The sequence below is a fragment of the Kitasatospora sp. NBC_00240 genome (genome assembly GCF_026342405.1).
Lineage (GTDB): Bacteria > Actinomycetota > Actinomycetes > Streptomycetales > Streptomycetaceae > Kitasatospora.
In genome coordinates, this window is the sequence record NZ_JAPEMU010000001.1 from 7976972 (window position 1) to 7995203 (window position 18232).

Sequence of the window (18232 nt, forward strand, 5' to 3'; positions counted from 1 at the left end):
GGGGTGTCCGCCCCGGCGGATGCCCTTCTCGCTGCGGATGCGGGCGGGTTCGCGGCGCTGGGCTGCGAGGACGTCGGGGTGCCTGGCCGGCACCGTCGTGATTGCGGAGACCTCGCGTGTGCGACGGGACTTCGCGGCCGTGGACGGTCGGCTCTGCGCTCCCGCCGGTCTCAGGCCTTCCCGGGCGCCGGCACCAGGGTGTTCTCGCCGGCGCGTCCCGCGGCGAAGTCCTCGACGTTCTGCCGGGTGGCCTCGATGATCTGGCCGACCGCCGTCCGGGTGAAGTACGCCTGGTGCGAGGTGACCAGCACCTGGGGGAAGGTCATCAGCCGGGCCAGCACGTCGTCGTCGATCCCCTCCACCGAGCGGTCGAAGAAGAAGACGCCGGTCTCCTCCTCGTAGACGTCCAGGCCGACCCCGGAGAGCCGGCCGGAGCGCAGGGTCTCGACCAGGGCGGCGGTGTCGACCAGGCCGCCCCGGCTGGAGTTGACCAGGATGGCGTCGTCCTTCATGACGGCGAGGGCGTCGGCGTCGATCAGGTGGTGGGTGGCGGGGAGCAGCGGCACGTGCAGGCTGATCAGGTCGCTGCGGGCGAGCAGTTCCTCACGCTCGACGTACTCCATGCCGAGGTCCAGGCAGTGCGGGTTGGGTGCGATGTCCCAGCCCAGCAGCTGGGTGCCGAAGCCGTGCGCGATCCGGGTGAAGCATTCGCCGATCTTGCCGGTGCCGACCACGCCGACGGTCATGCCGTGGATGTCGCGCCCCATCAGCCCGTCGAGGCGGAAGTCGAACTCGCGGGAGCGGCCGGCGGCCCGGACCAGCCGGCGGTTGACGGCCAGCGCGAGGGTCCACGCGTGTTCAGCAACGGCGAAAGGGCTGTAGTAGGAGACCCGGGCCACCGTGAGGCCCAGCTCGGCAGCGGCGTCCAGGTCGATGTTGTTGAAGCCGGTGGAGCGCTGGGCGATCAGCTTGGTGCCGCCGGCGGCGAGGACCGCGAGGGTCTCGGCGTCCAGGACGTCGTTGACGCTGCTGCTGACCACCGGGTGGCCGACGGCGAGCGGGGCGGTGTCGTGGTTGAGGAACACGTCCAGGCTGCGCAGGGCGTGGCGGCCCTCGAAGGCTGCGGCCAGCAGCGGCCGCTCGTCGGCCTGCACGCCGTAGGCGAGGATCTCCATGGGGTCGGTACCTTCCGGTCGTGGTCTGGTGCCACCGGCCACGCTAACGGCCCGCGGTGGACGGGTCGCCGTGCGGCGCGCGGGCCCGGGCCGCGGCATCGCGCCATCCGTGGCGGGTGAGGGCCGTCACTGCTTCGCGGCCCGGCCGGAAGATCTTCACCAGGTGATCGTTTCGGTGCAAGATCCTCACATCGATCGGCCGATATGCCGGAAAGTCCGAAGATTTTCCCCCAGGTCGGCATTCGGCCCTCCGGTGCCGATTGTCCGGAAATCAGGGCAACCCCGGGTACCCCGCCGATCGGCCGTTCCCCGGCCCCTGGACGGCCTGTGAGGATGTGGACAGGCGGAGTGATCATGAACTCCGCCGGGAGCGGCCCGTCAGCCTGGCTGCCGCCGACGGGATCTGACACTCCGTCGGCCCATCGATCAAGCACGTTTCACCGCGCGTGTCCCGCCACCCCTGGGAGCGCGTAGGAGGGGGTCCATCCATGTCCCAGGTCACCCATGCCTCGGAACTGACACGACGACGCATGCTGCAGGGCGCGGCCGTCGCCCTGACGGCGGCGGCCGGCACGGTGGTGCTCGGCGTCACCGGACCTGCCGGGGGGCAGGCCACCGCCGCCGGCCCGGAGGCGTCCGACGAGTTCGACGAGGTCTTCAAGGGCCGCCGGATCCAGGGCCGGCCGGTGCAGGGCGGCGGTCACCACCACACCGCCGGCTACACCGTGCTGGTGGACGGCGAGGAGCTGCACATGATGCGCAACGCCGACGGCACCTGGATCAGCGTCGTCAACCACTATCAGACGTACCCCACGCCGCGCTCGCTCGCCCGCGCCGCCGTGCAGGAGCTCCAGGGCGCCACGCTCGTCCCGCTCGCCTGACGTCCGCAGCTCCGCATGTCAACGTATCGATTCGTACCGAGGGGGACTCATGGCAGTCCGTAAGAACCAGGCGAGCCTGACGGCCAAGGAGAAGCGGGACTTCGTGGGCGCCGTGCTCGCGCTCAAGCGGGCCGGGCGCTACGACGCCTTCGTCAGCACGCACAACGCGTTCATCATCAGCGACACCGACAACGGGGAGCGGGTCGGCCACCGGTCGCCGTCCTTCCTGCCCTGGCACCGCAGGTTCCTGCTGCAGTTCGAGCAGGCCCTGCAGAGCGTGGACCCGAACGTCACCCTGCCCTACTGGGACTGGACGGCCGACCGCACCGCCACCGCCTCGATCTGGGACGCCGCGTTCCTGGGCGGCAACGGCCGCAGCAGCGACGGCCAGGTGACCACCGGCCCGTTCGCCTTCGGCGCCGGCGGGTGGACGCTGAACGTGCGCCCGGACAGCCGGACCTACCTGCGGCGTGCACTGGGCAGCGCGGTCGCCGCGCTGCCGACCCGGGCGGAGGCGGAGTCCGTGCTGGCGATCCAGACCTACGACGCCGCGCCCTGGAACAGCTCCTCGGAGGGCTTCCGCAACAATCTGGAGGGCTGGCGCGGGGTCAACCTGCACAACCGGGTGCACGTGTGGGTGGGCGGTCACATGACCACCGGCATGTCGCCCAACGACCCGGTGTTCTGGCTGCACCACTGCTTCATCGACAAGCTGTGGGCCGAGTGGCAGCGCCGCCACCCCGGGCAGGGGTACCTGCCCGCGGCCGGCACCGCGAACGTGGTCGACCTCGGCGAGACCATGAAGCCGTGGAACGACACCACCCCCGCGGACATGCTCGACCACACCCGCCACTACACGTACGACACCGGCTTCTGAGGCCGGACTCCCGGGGCGCGCGCCCGGGGAACGGCTGCGGCCCCGGGTGAGCACCCGGGGCCGCAGCCGTGTGGACGTGGACGTGCCTGCCGTCAGATGACGGTCTCGGCCTCCAGGTAGCGCTCGGCCGGGACGGTCTTCAGCTCGGCGACCGCCTCGGCCAGCGGCACCAGGTTGATCGCGGTGCCCTGGAGGGCGGTGATGTGGCCGAAGGCGCCCTTGTGGACGGCCTCGACGGCGTGCCAGCCGAAGCGGGTGGCGAGCACCCGGTCGTAGGCGGTGGGGGTGCCGCCGCGCTGGGTGTGGCCGAGGATGACCGGCTTGGCCTCCTTGCCGAGGCGGTGCTCAAGCTCGCGGGAGAGCTGGTTGGCGACACCGGTGAAGCGCTCGTGACCGTAGATGTCCTTGACGCCCTCCTCCCAGTGCATGGTGCCGGGCTCGGGCTTGGCGCCCTCGGCGCAGACCACGATCGCGAACTTCTTGTTGCGGTCGAAGCGCTCGCGGACGACCTCGGTCAGCCGGTCGATGTGGAAGGGGCGCTCGGGCACCACGATGGCGTGGGCGCCGGCGGCCATGCCCGCGTGCAGGGCGATCCAGCCGGTGTGCCGGCCCATGAGCTCGACCACCATGACGCGCTGGTGCGACTCGGCGGTGGTCTTCAGCCGGTCGAGGGCGTCGGTGGCGACCGAGACGGCCGTGTCGAAGCCGAAGGTGACGTCGGTGCAGGCGATGTCGTTGTCGATGGTCTTCGGCACGCCGACCACCGGCAGCCCGCCGTCGCTCATCAGCTTGGCGGCCTTGAGGGTGCCCTCGCCGCCGATCGGGATGACCGCGTCGATCCCGAGGTCCTCGCAGTACTTCTTGGCGCGCTCCACGCCGTCGCGCAGGTGGCTGGGCTGGACCCGCGAGGAGCCGAGGATCGTCCCGCCCTGGGCGAGGATGCCGCTCACCGAGTCGAGCGTCAGGGGGCGGTGGACGCCCTCCAGAAGTCCGCGCCAGCCGTCCTGGAAACCGATGATCTCGTCGCCGTGGTCGACCACCCCCCGGTGGACCACTGAGCGGATCACAGCGTTCAGGCCGGGGCAGTCACCGCCGCTGGTCAGCACACCAATACGCATTGCTTTGCAACTCCCGAGCAGAACCGAGGAACGGCCGGACCACCAGGCTGGGACCACGCCGACACCGTAGCGGCCCGCTCCCGCGCCGGGGTGGCGTGGAGATGACCGTGGGGTGAAGCGCTGATCGGATCGAACATTTCTGCTCGGATCCGACCATGAGGTCGAGCATATAGCGGGCCCCTGTGTCCGGCCGGACAGGAACCGACACGGCAGCGGCGCCGTCGGCGCTGCCGTGGAATGCAGCCGGCTGCCGAGGAGGGTGTGCGGCCAGCGTTCCTATTGTCGTACGTATTCGATTATCTGTGGACCGGGTGCCCGCGATGCGGGCACCCGGTCCGCGCCGAGGGCCTCAGGCGGGCTGGCGGGAGGCGGCGATCCGCTCCGCGCGCAGCGCGTCGTACCAGGTGGTGTCGGCCGGCGGCAGGGCGTTCACGTCCAGCGCCAGCTTGATCAGCATGTCCGCCACCGCGGGGTTGCGGGCCATCACCGGGCCGTGCAGGTAGGTGCCGAAGACGGTGTCCCGCCAAGCGCCCTCGGTGCCGTCGCCGGTCCCGTTGCCGCCGCCGACGGTCACCGTCGCGAGCGGTGAGACGCCCTGGCCGAGGTGGGTGATGCCCTGGTGGTTCTCGAAACCGGTCAGCTGGGGCAGGCCGAGCCGCGGGTCCACGTCGGCGAGCACGTCGCCGACGTTGCGGGCGCCCTCACCGCGGGTGCTCCAGACGTCGAGCAGACCGAGGCCCGGCTCGCGCTCGCCGAGGTCGTTGATGAACTCGTGGCCGAGGATCTGGTACCCGGCGCAGACCGAGAAGATGATCGCGCCGTTCTCGGAGGCCCGGACCAGCCCGGTGTCCTGGCGCAGCCGCTCGGCGGCGAGGCGCTGCGGGCGGTCCTCGCCGCCGCCGATGAGATAGATGTCACCACTGGTGGGCACCGACTGGTCGGACCGGACGTCGATCCGGGTCACGTTCAGGCCGCGCTGGCGGGCCCGGCGCTCCACGACCAGGGCGTTGCCCCGGTCGCCGTAGGTGCTGAGGAGGTCCGGGTAGACCCAGACCAGCCGCAGGCTGCTCTCACTCATCCTCGAAGACCTTCCGTTGGGCGTTCCTGGAGTCGTCATCAGCCCGCCACGACCTTCCTGAGCTGCTGGAAAGCGGTGTAGTTGGCGATCGCCTCGATCCGCCCGGGGGGTGCCATCCGGACGGCCTGCTCCAGCGAGTCCACCACGTGGAACTGCAGCCCGGCCACCTCCAGCCGCACCGCGAGGTCCAGCTTGCGCTGGCCCATCACGAACACCGGGTGCCCGGAGAGCCGCTCGTAGTCCACGTCCCACAGCCACGAGGTGTCGGTGCCGTCCGCGTCCATCGCGTTGACCGAGAGGATCACCGGCGTGGGCGGACCGTCGATCAGCGAGAAGGTCTCCAGCCAGCCGGCCGGGTTCTTCGCCAGCAGCAGCCGGATGTCACGGCCCTGGTACTGGACCACGTCGTAGCGGCCGGCCACCGCCGTCACCGCCTGCATCCGCTCCAGCGCGACCTGCGGGGCCACACCGAAGACGGCGGCCACGGCGGCCGAGCTGGTGGCGTTGGCCAGGTTGGCCCGGCCGGGCAGCTGCAGCTGGATCGGCCAGGCGCCGCGCTGCGGGTCCACCACGTGGGTGCCCTGCAGCGCCCAGTGCGGGTTGGGCCGGCGGAAGCCGCAGTCCTGGCAGAACCAGTCGTCCCCGGGGCGCTGCATCACGCCGCCGCAGGCGGGGCAGGACCAGGCGTCCTCCTTCCAGGCCTGTCCGGCGGCCACCCAGACCACCTTCTTGCAGGAGGACGCGGCCCAGGTCACCAGCGGGTCGTCCGCGTTGGCGATGATCACGGCCTCGGAGTCCTTGAGGCCCTCGCGCCACTTCTCGGCCATCATCCGGGTCTCGGCCGCGCGGTCGAGCTGGTCGCGGGAGAGGTTGAGCAGCGCGATCGCCTTCGGGCGGGTGTCGCGGGCGACGCCGGCCAGGTACTTCTCGTCGACCTCGATCACGCCGAACCTGGCGTCCGAGCCGCCCGCCAGCGCGGAGGTGATGCCGGCGGGCATGTTGGCGCCGAGCGCGTTGGACACCACCGGGCCGGCGGCCCGCAGTGCCTCGGCGATCAGGCGGGTGGTGGTGGTCTTGCCGTTGGTCGCGCTGACCAGGATGACGTCGAGGTGGTCGGCGAGAGTGGCGAGCAGATCGGGGTCGAGCCTGAGGGCGATCTTGCCGCCGATCACCGAACCGCTGCCGCGGCCGGCCTTGCGCGAGACGGCGGCGGCCACTCGGCCGGCGGTGACGGCGATCTTGGCGCGGGCGGGCAGCGAGCCGTCGCGCGCGCCTGTGGCCTCCGTTTCGGTGCCTGCCATGCTCAGTGGTTCCTCCTTGCTGCGGCACCACCCGGGGGCCGGATAACGGACCGTCGGGCGGCGGGGACGGGGCCAGCCTACCGACTCCGCGCCCCGGCACCGAGTCCCGCACCCCGCGCTGCCTGCCGGGATTGCCGGGACGGAGCTCTGACGGGCCCTCGGCGGGGCCCGCGGAGCGGCCTCCCGGACGAGCCGTGCACGGACGGCACGCGGAGTTCTTGTCCTATCGCAGGACGGTGGATGCCGGGCGCCCGGTTCCCCGGCGGGCTCCGTGGGTGCCGGGGAGGCCGGACCGCCCGCCGGTGATCTGCGTCACCGTACGGCGGCGGTCGGCCCGGCCCGATGCGCCGCCGCCGCCCCGCTCCCTGGGCGGGTGCGGGGCGGCGGGCGGATCGTCCGGGTGCGACCGGTGCCGCGGGGTCGGGGCCGGGGGTCGGGTGGGGGCGGACCGGTGCCGGGTCGGGGTTGGATCGGGGGTCGGGTCGGGACCGCTCGGGGCCGGGCCGGCCAGGTGTCAGCGGCCGGGGCGGCCGGGCCAGGGCACGGGGAGCTCGGCGGTGGCCTCGGCCAGGTGGGCGGTGATCACCAGGGTGCCCTCCTCGACCTGGTAGTCGAGCGGGGCGGCCAGCTTGCGCATGGTGGCGATCAGCCCGGTGTTGGAGGCCTGGGTGATCGCGTAGACGGTGTCGACACCGGCCTCCAGGGCCAGCGCGGACATCCGGCGCAGCAGGTCGAGCCCGAGCCCGCGGCGCTGCCAGCCGTCCTCGACCAGGACGGCGACCTCGGCACTGTCGTCGTCCCACATCAGGTGGCCGAGCGCGACGATCCGGCCGTCGGCGGCCTCCACGGCGAGGGTCTGGCCGTGCCGGGCGTCGAGCAGGTGGTCCAGGTAGCGCTCGGCGTCCCGCACCGGCCCGTGGTAGCGCTTGCGCAGGGTGTCCGGGGAGCAGCGCCCGTGCATGGCCAGCGCGGCTTCCTTGTCGCCGGCGTCGGCCCGGCGCACGGTCAGGTCGGCCCCGGCGGGCAGGGTGAGGTGGGCCTTGACCCGGGGCACCCGGGGCCCGAGCAGGGTGTCCAGCTCCACCAGGGCCTGGGCCCGGGCGAACTCGGTCGGGGTGAAGGGCAGGTGCGGGCGGGTCAGCTCGATCAGGTCCCCCGAGGGGGCGGGCAGGCGCATCACGTGCCCGTCGACCCCGGCGGTGGCGCGCTTGCCGGCGCCGGGGAACTGCCGGATGGTGCACCGGCCGAACAGCTGCCGCAGGGCGACCGGCAGCTCGGCGGCGTCCAGCGCGGTGCGGGTCGCCAGGGCCAGTACATGGGTGGGGACGTCGACCAGGTCGTGCGCGTCGGCCGGGTCGGTCCAGATGTCGTGGCCGCCGGCCGAGGCGACCGTCCGGGTCAGCTCGGCGCGGGTGAGGGAGAGCGGGGCGCGGACGAAGAACTCGTCGACCGTCCCGGCGGGCAGCGGGTGGGACTGCATGGAGATGATGTTGACCCGCTGGTCGGCGAGGGCCGTGCACACCCGGGCCAGGCTGCCGGGGGAGTCCTCGACCGTGGTGCGCACCCGCCAGAGCGTGGTCGGCTCGAAGTCGTCCATCGGGCCGCTCCCCCCGGACGCCTCGGGGCCGGGCGGCGCGGGGGTGTCCGGCGACGGAGGTCCGTGCAGGTGGCGGTGGGCCCACCAGGTGTGGAACAGCGCCGTGGCGAGCAGGGCGCTCGCCGAGGCGGCGAGCACCAGCGGTCCGTCCGGGCCGTGCACGACGATCTTGGCCACCAGGTCGGCGGCGGTGACCGAGAGGAAGATCGCCGCGAGCTCGACGGTGTCGCGGCGCCAGCGATGGATTCGGGCGCCGCGACGCTGCGCGCGGGAGGTCGTCGGGGTGAGGGAGCGGCCGTTCGTCAGGTGGTCCATGCCATGATGCTGCCGCGCCGGTGTTTCACGATCACGAATCCCCCGTGACCTGTGGGTTAATGTCTCGTCGAACCATTCGTACGCGCATTCCCCCGGCGCCGCCCGGATTCAGCGCCCCGCCGTACGCTCCGTCAGCCCGGTCGCGGCGGCCCGGACTTCGGCGAGCAGCAGTTCGAGATCGGCCTCGGTGGTGGCCGCGTTCAGCAGACAGGCCCGCAGCATCTCGCGGCCCTCCAGCAGCGCCCCGGTGACGAAGACCCGCCCGCGCAGCTGCACCGCCACCGGCAGCTCCCGGTTGACGGCGTTCACCGCGGCCTCGTCCAGGCCCGCGGCGCGGTGCCGGAAGGCCACGATCGAGGTCTGCACGGGCGCGAGCAGCTCCAGCTCGGGGTCGGCCTCGACCAGCTCGCCGAGCCGGCGGGCCAGCGCGGTGCAGCGGGCCACGTCGTCCGAGATGCCCTGCCGGCCGCGGTGCGCGATGGTCGCCCAGACCTTCAGCGAGCGGAACGGCCGGGTCTGCTCCATGCCGTACTCCGAGAACCAGCCGAGTTCGCCGGCCGCCTCGTCGCGCAGGTAGGAGGGGACGAGGCTGAAGGTGCCGCGCAGCTCGTCGGTGTCGCGGACCAGCGCGCACCCGCAGTCCACCGGCACGCCCAGCCACTTGTGCGGGTCCAGGGCCAGCGAGTCGGCGCGGTCCAGGCCGGCGTAGCGGTGCGCGATGGCGGGGTCGAGCACGCCGAAGGCGCCGTACGCGCCGTCCACGTGCAGCCAGAGCTCCTGCTCGGCGCAGAGGTCGGCGATCGGGTCGAAGGCGTCCACGGCGCCGGTGCCGACCGTCCCGGCGGAGGCGACCACCAGGAAGGGCAGCAGCCCGTCGGCGCGGTCGCGGGCCACGGCGGCGCGCAGGGCGTCGGTGTCGAGCTGTCCCTCGGGGCCGCTGGGGACGGTCCGCAGGTGCTTGCTGCCGAGGCCCAGCAGTTCGGCGGCCTTGCGGACGCAGGAGTGGGTCTCCCCGGTGGCGTACGCGACCAGCGGGGGCATGCCGGCCAGGCCGTCCTCGCGGACGTCCCGGCCGGCCCGGCGGGCGGCGCGGTTGCGGGCGGCGGCCAGGCAGACGATGGTCGCCATCGAGGTGCCGGAGGTCAGCAGGCCGCCGCCGGCCGGGTGCGGGAACCCGACCAGTTCGGCGATCCAGCGCACCACGGCCCGCTCCAGGTGGACGTCCGCGTGATCGCCGCCGGCCGAGCTGGGGTTCATCGCGGAGGCGGCCAGGGTGGCGAGCACGCCGGCGGGTGCGGGGGCGGAGTTCACCCAGCCGAAGAAGCGCGGGTTGCCGTTGCCCATCGGCGCGGGCATCACCCGGGTGCCGACGAAGTCGAGCAGCTCGGCGAGGGGGCGGCCGTCCTTCGGCAGCGGGGCCGCCAGCAGCGACGTCCGGTCGGCGGGGTCCATCGGCTGCCAGACCGGGCGGCCGGGCAGCCCGTCGAGGTAGTCGGCGACCAGGTCGGCCGCGGTGTGCGCGGCGGCGCGGAAGTCGTCCGGACGGGTGGGGGACGAGTCCGGCACGGCGGGGGAGGCGGGGCTCATGGTGCGGCTCCAGCAGGTGGGGGCCTGACGGCGCGGCGTCCTCGGCGCACCTGGATGAGCAGATCCTACGGTGCGTACGCCGAGGGGCCCGCGCCGCCCGGCGTGCGGACGGCACGGGCCCCTCGGTACGGGTGGCCGGGCCCCTCGGGACGGGCGGGGCGGTCAGTCCAGCGTGGCGGAGAGCCCGGCGGCGGAGCGGCAGTAGCCCTGGATCTCCTTGTTGGTGATCTTGGCGCAGAGCCGGCCGGCGGCGCCGCCGTCGGTGTAGTTCACCGTGTAGTAGCTGACCAGGCCCTCCGCGCAGGCCTTGCGCTGGGAGGCGTCGGTGGCCGTCGCGCACTGCTGGGCGGCCCAGTCCTCGCGGTCCAGGTTGTACTTCATGGTGCGCGAGCCGACTCCGCGGCTGCAGTCCGTCACCCCGCCGCTGGCCTTGCCGTTGAGGCACCACTTGAGGGCGTCGGCGAAGGCCTCGGGGTGGTTGGCGTAGTCGTGCGAGGAGAGGTAGAAGGTCGGCGCGTAGAAGAAGCACGCGGACTGGAAGAGCGCCGGCTGCTCGGGGCAGGGGTAGAGCGGATCGGCGGCGATCTTGTCGGCGGGCAGGTTCGCCTTGGCCTTCTCGTCCTCCTCGTCCGGTCCGAAGAGCTGCATGAAGAGGCCCTCGGAGCAGCGGATCTTGTTGGTGTCGCCGGGGAACTTGTTGCACAGTGCGCGGGCCGCGGCGACGTCCTGCTTGGCGACGAACATGGTGCCGTGGCCGACGCCGTGGATGCAGGCGCCCTTGTTGGCCGGCGCGCACAGCTTGAGCAGGTCCACCTCGGGCTGCTTGGAGGCGTTCAGCATCTCCTCGACCGCGCCGTGCAGGTAGCCGGCCGCGCAGGTCTCGTGCGGGAAGGAGATGACCTTCTGGAAGTCCTCGTTGTAGCGCTTGACCGCCGCGTGGCCCAGCTCGTGCGCGATCGGGTGGCAGAACCGCACCGTGTACGGCTTCTCCTTGGTGATCTTGTCGAGGTCCGCCAGGGCGACACCGGGGTCGCTCTGCTCCATCTCCGCCATCACCTTGTTGCGCAGCGTGCTGCGGGTCCACACCGCCGGGTCCCCGGTCGGGGTGGCCGCGGCGGCCGGGGTGCCGGCGGGCGGCGCGGCGCTGCCGGGCGCGGGCGCCCCGGGGGCGCCGGTCGCGGCGGTGGCCGGGGCGGGCGTCCAGTCGGTGACGGCCACCGACCCCAGGCCCAGCACCCCCAGCAGGAAGGCGGTGAGAATCGCGAAGACCCGCGGTTGCATGACGAAGATCCCCCGGTGGATCGAGACGGACGGCTTTCGCTCTCCATCCTGAGGGCACCAGGCCGCTGATCGTGGTTTCTGACCATCATTCGGGAGATGTCGGCGACGCTACCGCACATCGCACCGGGTCAACGACGCGGCTCCGGCCCGGTCACCGCACGGCCTGCGACCCCTTGCGCCGACCGGGGCGGCCGGTCGGCGGGCACTGCTCCGAACGGCCGCATCCCGGCGTCGCGCGGGCCGGGCGGCCGGCGGTCCGGTTGGGCCGCGCGAGCCCGGCCTGCGGTCGCGGCGGGCTTCCGTGGCGGCCCCGGCGGGCCTGGGCAGCGGCCCCGGGCCTGGTCTCTGAGCTGAATGTCTGAAGATCTGCCCGAATTCGGGCAGGATCTTTGATCCCGGCGCGGAGGCCGCCTAGGCTCCTCACTCGTGCCCAGCTCGCCACACCCTCACGAGGACCTGCTCGCCCACCTCACCCGCATCAGCCCCCTGGGGCCGCGGGAGGCCGCGCGGGTCGTCGCGGAAGTGCTGGCGTACTTCTCGGAGAGCACCGAGGAGTACGTCCGCCGCCGCCACGGCGAACTCCAGGCACGCGGACTCACCAACGAGAAGATCTTCGCCCGACTGGCCGACGAACTGCCCGCGCGCCGGGTCGCAGCCCCACAGCTGTCGGCCCGCCAGCTGCGCCGGATCGTCTACGGCTGAGCCGGGCCCGCCCGACCCGTCTGCCCTCGCGCAGACCTCCCGCCACGCAATCACACTGAAGGAGCCGGCGACCCATGTGCGGAATCGTTGCCTACATCGGACCCAAGGACGCGACCCCCTTCCTCCTGGAGGGCCTGCAGCGGCTGGAGTACCGCGGCTACGACTCGGCCGGCGTCGCCGTGAGCGGCCGCTCCGGCGGCCTGAAGACCCGCAAGGTCAAGGGCCGGGTCGCCGACCTCGCGGCCGCCGTACCGGCCCGCTTCAAGGGCACCACCGGCATCGGCCACACCCGCTGGGCCACCCACGGCGTCCCCAGTGACGCCAACGCGCACCCGCACCTGGACAACGCCGAGCGCATCGCCGTCGTCCACAACGGGATCATCGAGAACGCCGACGAGCTGCGCGCCAAGCTGGCCGCCGACGGCGCCGTGTTCCTGTCCGAGACCGACACCGAGGTGCTGGCCCACCTGATCGCCGCGCACGCCACCGAGGGCATCGACCTGGAGGACGCCGTCCGCGCCGCCCTCGGCAAGGTCGTCGGCACCTACGGCATCGCCGTCCTGGACGCCGAGCAGCCCGACCGGATCGTGGTCGCCCGCAACGGCAGCCCGATCGTGCTGGGCATCGGCGAGAAGGAGATGTTCGTCGCCTCGGACGTCTCCGCCCTGGTCCGCTACACCCGCCAGGTCGTCCACCTGGAGGACGGTGAGCTCGCCACCGTGCGCGCCGACGGGTTCCGTACCTTCACCGAGGACGCCCGCACCACGCACCGTCAGCCGTCCACCGTCGACTGGGAGATCGACTCCTACGACACGGCCGGCTACGAGCACTTCCTGCTCAAGGAGATCCACGAGCAGCCCGGCTCGGTCGAGCGCACCCTCAGCGGCCGGCTCGACGAGCGTTTCGCCACCGCGCACCTGGGCGGGCTCAACCTGGACGCCCGCGAGCTGCGCGAGATCCGCCGGGTGAAGATCCTCGGCTGCGGGTCCGCCTACTACGCCGGCGAGATGGGCGCCCAGCTGATCGAGGAGCTGTCCCGGATCCCCGCGCACAGCGAGCCGGCCTCCGAGTTCCGCTACCGCAACCCGGTGATCGAGGCCGACACCCTGTACGTCGCGGTCAGCCAGTCCGGCGAGACCTACGACACGCTGGCGGCCGTCCAGGAGATCAAGCGCAAGGGCGGCCGGGTGCTCGGCGTCGTCAACACCGTGGGCAGTGCCATCGCGCGGGAGTGCGACGGCGGCATCTACCTGCACGCCGGGCCGGAGATCTCGGTCGCCTCCACCAAGGCCTTCACCTCCACCGTGGTCGCCTTCGCCCTGCTCGCCCTGCACTTCGGGCGCATCCACGACCTCTCGCCCGCCGACGGCCGCCGGATCGTGGCCGGCCTCAAGGCGCTGCCGGGCCAGATCCGGGAGATCCTGGAGAACGACAAGCAGATCGCCGAGCTGGCCGCCGAGTACGCCCAGTGCGAGGGGATGATGTTCATCGGCCGGGTCCGCGGCTTCCCGGTCGCCCGGGAGGGCGCGCAGAAGCTCAAGGAGATCAGCTACGTCCACGCCGAGGCGTACCCCGCCAGTGAGCTCAAGCACGGCCCGCTCGCGCTGATCAACCCGGAGCTGCCGACCGTCGCCCTCGTCCCCGACGACGAGCTGCTGGACAAGAACCTCACCACGCTCGGCGAGATCAAGGCCCGCTCGGGCCGGGTGCTGGCCGTGGCCCACCGCACGCCGGAGACCAAGCTGGCCGACCACTGCGTGCTCGTCCCCAAGAGCGAGCCGGAGCTGGACCCGCTGCTCCTGAACATCCCGCTGCAGCTGTTCGCGTACCACGCGGCGGTCGCCCTGGGGCGGGACGTCGACAAGCCGCGCAACCTGGCCAAGAGCGTCACGGTGGAGTAGCCGTCGGGCGCCGGGCCGTCGGGCCGGCCGCGGGCCCCGGAGCCGTCCGGGGGCCGCGGCCGGCCTTCGTCGGTCCGGCGCTCCCGCTCCCGCTCCCGCTCCCGCCGCTCCGCCCGTCCGCCCCGCCGCCTGTCCGGCTCCCCGTCGGGACTCGCGGCCGCCCCGCCGGTCCTGCCGCCCCGACAGCCGGCCCTGACGTATCGTCACCCTGCTGGCAGGGGGCGACCTACGGACAGGAGAAACACGATGAGGATCGGGATCATCGGTACGGGCACGGTCGGGCGCACCCTGGCGGGCAAGCTGGTCTCGCTCGGGCACGAGGTGACGATCGGCTCGCGGACCAAGGACAACACGGCCGCCACCACCTGGGCCGAGCAGGCCGGGCCGCGCGGCCACGGCGGCACCTTCGCCGACGCCGCCGCCTTCGGCGAGCTGATCGTCAACGCCACCGCGGGGACGGTCTCCCTCAAGGCCCTTCAGGCGGCCGGCGCCGACGCGCTGGCCGGCAAGATCCTGATCGATGTCTCCAACCCGCTGGTCTTCTCGCCCGAGGGCGAGGTCGGGCTCGACCCGGTGAGCACGGACAGTGTCGGCGAGCGGATCCAGCGTGAGTTCCCGCAGGCCCGGGTGGTCAAGGCGCTGAACACGATGAGCGCCCCGGTGATGGTCGAGCCGGGGCGCGTCCCCGGCGAGCACAACGCCTTCGTCGCGGGCGACGACCCGGACGCCAAGGCCGAGGTCGTGGCCCTGCTGGAGCAGTTCGGCTGGCCGGTCGGCTCGGTGCTGGACCTCGGCGACATCAAGGGCGCCCGGGGCATGGAGATGCTGATGCCGTTCTGGCTCCGGCTGATGGGCCACTTCGGCAGTACCGACTTCAACTACTCCCTCCGGTCGGCCGGCTGAACCCGGCATAGCCTGAGCTGGGGGCCTGCCCGGGCCGGTACGGCGACCGGCGGGCCCGGCCGCGCCTGGCCCGGAATCCCGGGTGACCAGGGCGGGGCCCCGGGAGAAGATCGGACCGAGCGGTCCCGCAGGGGGATCCGACAGAGGAGCCGTGCCGATGAACGACCAGCAGCCAGAACCGTTCGAGCCGCTCCGCGAGGACTGGCAGACCGCCCTCGCGGTCGTCGCGCACCCCGACGACATGGAGTACGGCGCCGCCGCCGCCGTCGCCCGCTGGACCTCCCAGGGCAAGCGCGTCGTCTACGTGATGGTCACCAGCGGCGAGGCCGGCATCGACTCGATGAGCCCCGAGGAGTGCCGCCCCGTCCGGGAGGCCGAGCAGGTGGCCTCGGCCGCTCTGGTCGGCGTCGACGTGGTGGAGTTCCTCGGACACGCCGACGGCGTCCTGGAGTACGGCCTGACGCTGCGCCGCGACATCGCCCGAGCCGTCCGGCGGCACCGCCCGGACATCGTCATCACCACCAACTTCCGGGAGACCTACGGCGGTGTCATGCCCAACCAGGCGGACCACATCGCCACCGGCCGGTCCACCCTGGACGCGGTGCGCGACGCCGCCAACCGCTGGGTGTTCCCCGACCTCCTGGACGAGGGCCACCAGCCGTGGGGCGGCGTCAAGGAGCTCTGGGCGGCCGGCTCGCCCGACGCCCGGCACGCCGTGGACACCACCGACTCCTTCGCGGCGGGCGTCGCCTCGCTGGAGGCCCACCGGGCCTACCTGGCCGGGCTCGGCGGCGACATGGCCAACGCCGCCGAATTCCTGGAGGGCTTCGCCCGGGCCTCCGGCAGCCGGCTGGGCGTCCGGTACGCCTCCTCGTTCGAGGTGCTGCGGCTGACCTTCGGCTGAGCCGCGGGGCGCCGCACCGCGGACGGTGCGGCGCAGCACGTGACCGGTGCGGGGCGTGGGCTGGGCCTGACCGGTCGGGGCGTGGGCCGGGCGTGGGGGCCGCCGGTGGGCGGCGGCGCCCCGTTCAGTGCCGCGCCCTGCGCCGGTGGCGCAGCAACTGGTGGACGAGGGCGGCGAGGAGCGCCGCGCCCAGCCCGAACAGCAGCCACAGCTGGTAGCGGACCACCTGCTCGTACACCGTGCCGATGTTGGCGCCGGCCAGGTAGCCGGCGAGGGACCAGACGCCGACCCAGAGCGCCGCGCCCAGGATGTTGAAGACCGTGAAGCGCCGCAGGTCCATCCCGATGGTGCCGGCGATGATGCCGCTGGTCTGACGCAGCCCGTCGACGAAGCGGGCCACCATGACGACCTTGCCGCCGTGCCGCTCGAAGAAGCCGTCCGCGCGCTCCATCCGGGCCGGGGTGAGCATGACGTAGCGGCCCCAGCGGTGCACGAAGGCGCGGCCGCCGGTTCGGCCGATCAGGTAGCCGAGGGTGTTGCCGAGGACGGCGGCGGCCGTCGCGATGATGATCACGGCGGCGAGGCTGAGGTGTCCGGTGCCCGCGTACACGGCGGCCAGCACCAGGATGGTCTGGCCCGGCACGGGGATGCCGCAGTTGTCGAGCAGTACCAGGACGGCCACCGCCAGGTAGCCGTAGTCGTCCAGGATCGGGGCCAGCCCGGCCAGCGGGCCGGGCAGCGGGGTGGCGGACACGTCAGAGGCCCGCCCCGCGCCGGGCGGCCACGGGACGGACGGTACGCGTCAGCTGTTCTTCTTGCTGTGCTCGACGATGCTGTCGGGGCCCGGGTAGACCAGCCCTTCGTGGCCGTCGTCGAAGCGCACCAGGTACGGCGGCTCGCCGTTCACGCCGTGTACTTCGGTGATCTCGCCCGTGCGGTCCGCCATGCCCACGGACCTGCTGTGGATATGGAGCTGGTCACCTACCGCTGCATGCACGATCTGCTCCTTAGCTAGTGACGGCTGTCGTGGTGCCGACAGGCCGGCTGCCGTGCTCCGGGCAGCTGTCCTGCTTCCACTGTGCTGCCGTGCGGGTGGGGCCGCAACGGTTCAGCCGGGCGTGTCGGCGGCCGGCCGGGGCGGGCCGGGCGGATCCTCGGCGAGATAGCGGCTGAGCAGGCGCTTGCACTCGGCGATCAGCACCGGGTCGCCGTCGGGGTCGGTGCGGAAGGCCAGCTTGAGGACGGCGTCGGCGGCCTCCAGGGCGACCCGCAGGGCGAGTGTGCCGCCGGAGCGTCCGGCGTCCGGCCGGTCGGACGCGTCGGCGGCGGCGCCGAGCAGGGTGCCGCCGAGGGCCTGCAGGCGCAGGGCGACGGCGGTGTTGTTGTCCAGGGTGCGGTCGAGCAGGTGCTCCCCGTCACGGACGCCGGGCGGGGTCCGGTCGACCAGGCCGAAGTCGACCTGTCCGAAGCCGGGCACCGCCCGCCGCATCGCGACGAACTCCTCCACCGCGAGGTCGACGAAGCCCGGCACGCCCTGGGGCGCCGAGCTTTCCAGCCGCCGGGCCAGGCGGTCGAGGTAGCGCTCGAGGTTCCGGGCCGCGAGGGCGCCCAGCAGGCTCTCCTTGCCGGAGAAGAACTGGTAGAGGGTGCCGATCGGCACCCCGGCGCGCAGGGCGACCGCCTTGGTGGTCAGGGCCCCGGCGCCGGCCTCGTCCAGCAGGGCGGCGCAGGCGTCCACCAGGCGCTCGTACCGCTGCTGGCTGCGCTGCTGGACCGGGCGCCGACGGGCCCCGTCCGCCGGTCCGGCCTCGTTCCGCTGCTCAGCCTGCGCCTTCATGGGCCCCCACTGTGCCGCATCCGGTGTTCCTGGGCTAATCACCGACACGAGCCGGCTGGTGCCGGTGGAACTCCGGCCGGGTGGCCCGGTGGACGTCGAGGTCGAGCTCGGCGGCCTGCACGGCGATGCCGAGCCGGCAGCCTGCACGGTGATGCCGAGCCGGCGTCCCGGTGGTGGCTGACGTTGCCCGAGTCGCAGAACCTGTCGACGACCAGCGGCTTGTCGTCCTCGCGCCGCTCGCCGCCGCTGCGGTGTCGGCCGTCCTCGCGCCGCCCGCCGCCGGGGCCTCGGCCGTTCGGGCGTCGCTCGCCGCCGCCGCGCGGTTCCCCGGCGCGGTGGGGGAGCGTTCGCCGGTCCGGCGGGACTGGTCGCCCGACACACCCGCTCGGCGGTATGTCCCCGAGGGCGGCGGCGTCGAACCCTACTGTCACGGTGACACCGTCGAGGAAGGGAACACCATGAACCGCACCTCCAAGCTGCTGCTGGTCCTGGCCGCCGCGGCAGGCCTGGCCGGCCTGCCGGGCGTAGCCGTCGCCGACGTCAACTTCGATGCCACGACCGCCCCTTGGGCGATCGTCCTCGGGGACGGCAACCAGCTGGCCGGGGACGACATCTTCAACGTCGGTGGCGACAACACGGTCGGTTCGTTCAACGGCGAGGGCAGTGGGGTCCTGGCGGGCTGACCCGCCCGCCGGGATCGAAGCCGTGCCGCCGGAACGCGATCCGTTCCGGCGGCACGGCCGGTTCCCCCACCGGTCGGACCGGACCAGGTCGG

General features: G+C 73.1%; 17 protein-coding genes. 7 read left to right on the plus strand and 10 right to left on the minus strand.

The window, feature by feature from the left end:
* Positions 1 to 170: 170 nt before the first annotated feature.
* Positions 171 to 1175 (minus strand): 2-hydroxyacid dehydrogenase, encoded by a 1005-nt coding sequence (locus tag OG689_RS34245; protein ID WP_266324829.1) that lies wholly within the window; start codon positions 1173 to 1175, stop codon positions 171 to 173.
* Between the two features lie 488 nt (positions 1176 to 1663).
* Here OG689_RS34245 and OG689_RS34250 point away from each other — a divergent pair, with 488 nt between their 5' ends.
* Both OG689_RS34250 and OG689_RS34255 read left to right on the plus strand, forming a co-directional pair.
* The gene (locus OG689_RS34250; protein ID WP_266324831.1) at positions 1664 to 2056 is read left to right on the plus strand and encodes a tyrosinase cofactor; all 393 of its coding nucleotides are present in this window, start codon (positions 1664 to 1666) and stop codon (positions 2054 to 2056) included.
* Between the two features lie 49 nt (positions 2057 to 2105).
* Positions 2106 to 2933, plus strand: coding sequence for a tyrosinase family protein (locus OG689_RS34255; protein ID WP_266324833.1), 828 nt, complete (start codon positions 2106 to 2108; stop codon positions 2931 to 2933).
* 92 nt (positions 2934 to 3025) lie between these two features.
* Here the strand turns inward: OG689_RS34255 and OG689_RS34260 are convergent, their stop codons facing one another.
* The 6 genes from OG689_RS34260 to OG689_RS34285 form a co-directional block, all read right to left on the minus strand.
* Entirely contained in the window at positions 3026 to 4051 is a 1026-nt protein-coding gene (locus OG689_RS34260) for a 6-phosphofructokinase (protein ID WP_191290804.1), read from the minus strand.
* 349 nt (positions 4052 to 4400) lie between these two features.
* A complete protein-coding gene (locus OG689_RS34265) occupies positions 4401 to 5129 on the minus strand; it encodes a type 1 glutamine amidotransferase (protein ID WP_073927006.1) in 729 nt (242 codons plus the stop codon).
* Between the two features lie 38 nt (positions 5130 to 5167).
* Positions 5168 to 6430 (minus strand): MurT ligase domain-containing protein, encoded by a 1263-nt coding sequence (locus OG689_RS34270; protein ID WP_073927005.1) that lies wholly within the window; start codon positions 6428 to 6430, stop codon positions 5168 to 5170.
* Between the two features lie 514 nt (positions 6431 to 6944).
* Complete coding sequence (locus OG689_RS34275; protein ID WP_266324836.1) at positions 6945 to 8342, minus strand: GNAT family N-acetyltransferase; 1398 nt, start codon at positions 8340 to 8342, stop codon at positions 6945 to 6947.
* A 108-nt stretch (positions 8343 to 8450) separates the two neighbouring features.
* Entirely contained in the window at positions 8451 to 9929 is a 1479-nt protein-coding gene (locus OG689_RS34280) for a pyridoxal-dependent decarboxylase (RefSeq protein WP_266324837.1), read from the minus strand.
* Positions 9930 to 10091: 162 nt separating this feature from the next.
* Complete coding sequence (locus tag OG689_RS34285; RefSeq protein WP_266324838.1) at positions 10092 to 11210, minus strand: hypothetical protein; 1119 nt, start codon at positions 11208 to 11210, stop codon at positions 10092 to 10094.
* Between the two features lie 426 nt (positions 11211 to 11636).
* Between OG689_RS34285 and OG689_RS34290 the strand changes: the two genes are divergently transcribed.
* The 4 genes from OG689_RS34290 (at position 11637) to OG689_RS34305 (ending at position 15620) form a co-directional block, all read left to right on the plus strand.
* A complete protein-coding gene (locus OG689_RS34290) occupies positions 11637 to 11912 on the plus strand; it encodes a hypothetical protein (protein WP_266324839.1) in 276 nt (91 codons plus the stop codon).
* A gap of 74 nt (positions 11913 to 11986) precedes the next feature.
* Positions 11987 to 13813 (plus strand): glutamine--fructose-6-phosphate transaminase (isomerizing), encoded by a 1827-nt coding sequence (gene glmS / locus OG689_RS34295; protein ID WP_266324840.1) that lies wholly within the window; start codon positions 11987 to 11989, stop codon positions 13811 to 13813.
* Positions 13814 to 14059: 246 nt separating this feature from the next.
* On the plus strand, positions 14060 to 14716 hold the full coding sequence (locus OG689_RS34300; protein WP_266324841.1) for an NAD(P)-binding domain-containing protein: 657 nt from the start codon (positions 14060 to 14062) through the stop codon (positions 14714 to 14716).
* 157 nt (positions 14717 to 14873) lie between these two features.
* Complete coding sequence (locus tag OG689_RS34305) at positions 14874 to 15620, plus strand: PIG-L deacetylase family protein (protein ID WP_266324842.1); 747 nt, start codon at positions 14874 to 14876, stop codon at positions 15618 to 15620.
* Between the two features lie 124 nt (positions 15621 to 15744).
* Here the strand turns inward: OG689_RS34305 and OG689_RS34310 are convergent, their stop codons facing one another.
* From OG689_RS34310 to OG689_RS34320, 3 genes are all read right to left on the minus strand, one after another.
* Complete coding sequence (locus OG689_RS34310; RefSeq protein WP_266324843.1) at positions 15745 to 16374, minus strand: DedA family protein; 630 nt, start codon at positions 16372 to 16374, stop codon at positions 15745 to 15747.
* Positions 16375 to 16422: 48 nt separating this feature from the next.
* Positions 16423 to 16617, minus strand: a complete 195-nt coding sequence (locus OG689_RS34315; RefSeq protein ID WP_266324844.1) for a DUF1918 domain-containing protein — start codon at positions 16615 to 16617, stop codon at positions 16423 to 16425.
* Positions 16618 to 16728: 111 nt separating this feature from the next.
* Complete coding sequence (locus OG689_RS34320) at positions 16729 to 17457, minus strand: TetR family transcriptional regulator (RefSeq protein ID WP_266324845.1); 729 nt, start codon at positions 17455 to 17457, stop codon at positions 16729 to 16731.
* Between the two features lie 458 nt (positions 17458 to 17915).
* Here OG689_RS34320 and OG689_RS34325 point away from each other — a divergent pair, with 458 nt between their 5' ends.
* Positions 17916 to 18140 carry a hypothetical protein gene (locus OG689_RS34325; RefSeq protein WP_266324846.1) on the plus strand — a complete coding sequence of 75 codons (225 nt, stop codon included), beginning with the start codon at positions 17916 to 17918 and terminating at the stop codon, positions 18138 to 18140.
* The last annotated feature ends 92 nt before the right edge of the window (positions 18141 to 18232 follow it).

Excerpts from the sequence above, each read along its gene's own strand:
- OG689_RS34325 (WP_266324846.1), top strand. The coding sequence starts at position 17,916 with ATGAACCGCACCTCCAAGCTGCTGCTGGTCCTGGCCGCCGCGGCAGGC.
- OG689_RS34300 (WP_266324841.1), top strand. The coding sequence starts at position 14,060 with ATGAGGATCGGGATCATCGGTACGGGCACGGTCGGGCGCACCCTGGCG.
- OG689_RS34250 (WP_266324831.1), top strand. The coding sequence starts at position 1,664 with ATGTCCCAGGTCACCCATGCCTCGGAACTGACACGACGACGCATGCTG.
- OG689_RS34285 (WP_266324838.1), bottom strand. The coding sequence starts at position 11,210 with ATGCAACCGCGGGTCTTCGCGATTCTCACCGCCTTCCTGCTGGGGGTG.
- OG689_RS34245 (WP_266324829.1), bottom strand. The coding sequence starts at position 1,175 with ATGGAGATCCTCGCCTACGGCGTGCAGGCCGACGAGCGGCCGCTGCTG.
- glmS (WP_266324840.1), top strand. The coding sequence starts at position 11,987 with ATGTGCGGAATCGTTGCCTACATCGGACCCAAGGACGCGACCCCCTTC.
- OG689_RS34275 (WP_266324836.1), bottom strand. The coding sequence starts at position 8,342 with ATGGACCACCTGACGAACGGCCGCTCCCTCACCCCGACGACCTCCCGC.
- OG689_RS34305 (WP_266324842.1), top strand. The coding sequence starts at position 14,874 with ATGAACGACCAGCAGCCAGAACCGTTCGAGCCGCTCCGCGAGGACTGG.
- OG689_RS34265 (WP_073927006.1), bottom strand. The coding sequence starts at position 5,129 with ATGAGTGAGAGCAGCCTGCGGCTGGTCTGGGTCTACCCGGACCTCCTC.
- OG689_RS34280 (WP_266324837.1), bottom strand. The coding sequence starts at position 9,929 with ATGAGCCCCGCCTCCCCCGCCGTGCCGGACTCGTCCCCCACCCGTCCG.
- OG689_RS34260 (WP_191290804.1), bottom strand. The coding sequence starts at position 4,051 with ATGCGTATTGGTGTGCTGACCAGCGGCGGTGACTGCCCCGGCCTGAAC.
- OG689_RS34255 (WP_266324833.1), top strand. The coding sequence starts at position 2,106 with ATGGCAGTCCGTAAGAACCAGGCGAGCCTGACGGCCAAGGAGAAGCGG.
- OG689_RS34270 (WP_073927005.1), bottom strand. The coding sequence starts at position 6,430 with ATGGCAGGCACCGAAACGGAGGCCACAGGCGCGCGCGACGGCTCGCTG.
- OG689_RS34320 (WP_266324845.1), bottom strand. The coding sequence starts at position 17,457 with ATGAAGGCGCAGGCTGAGCAGCGGAACGAGGCCGGACCGGCGGACGGG.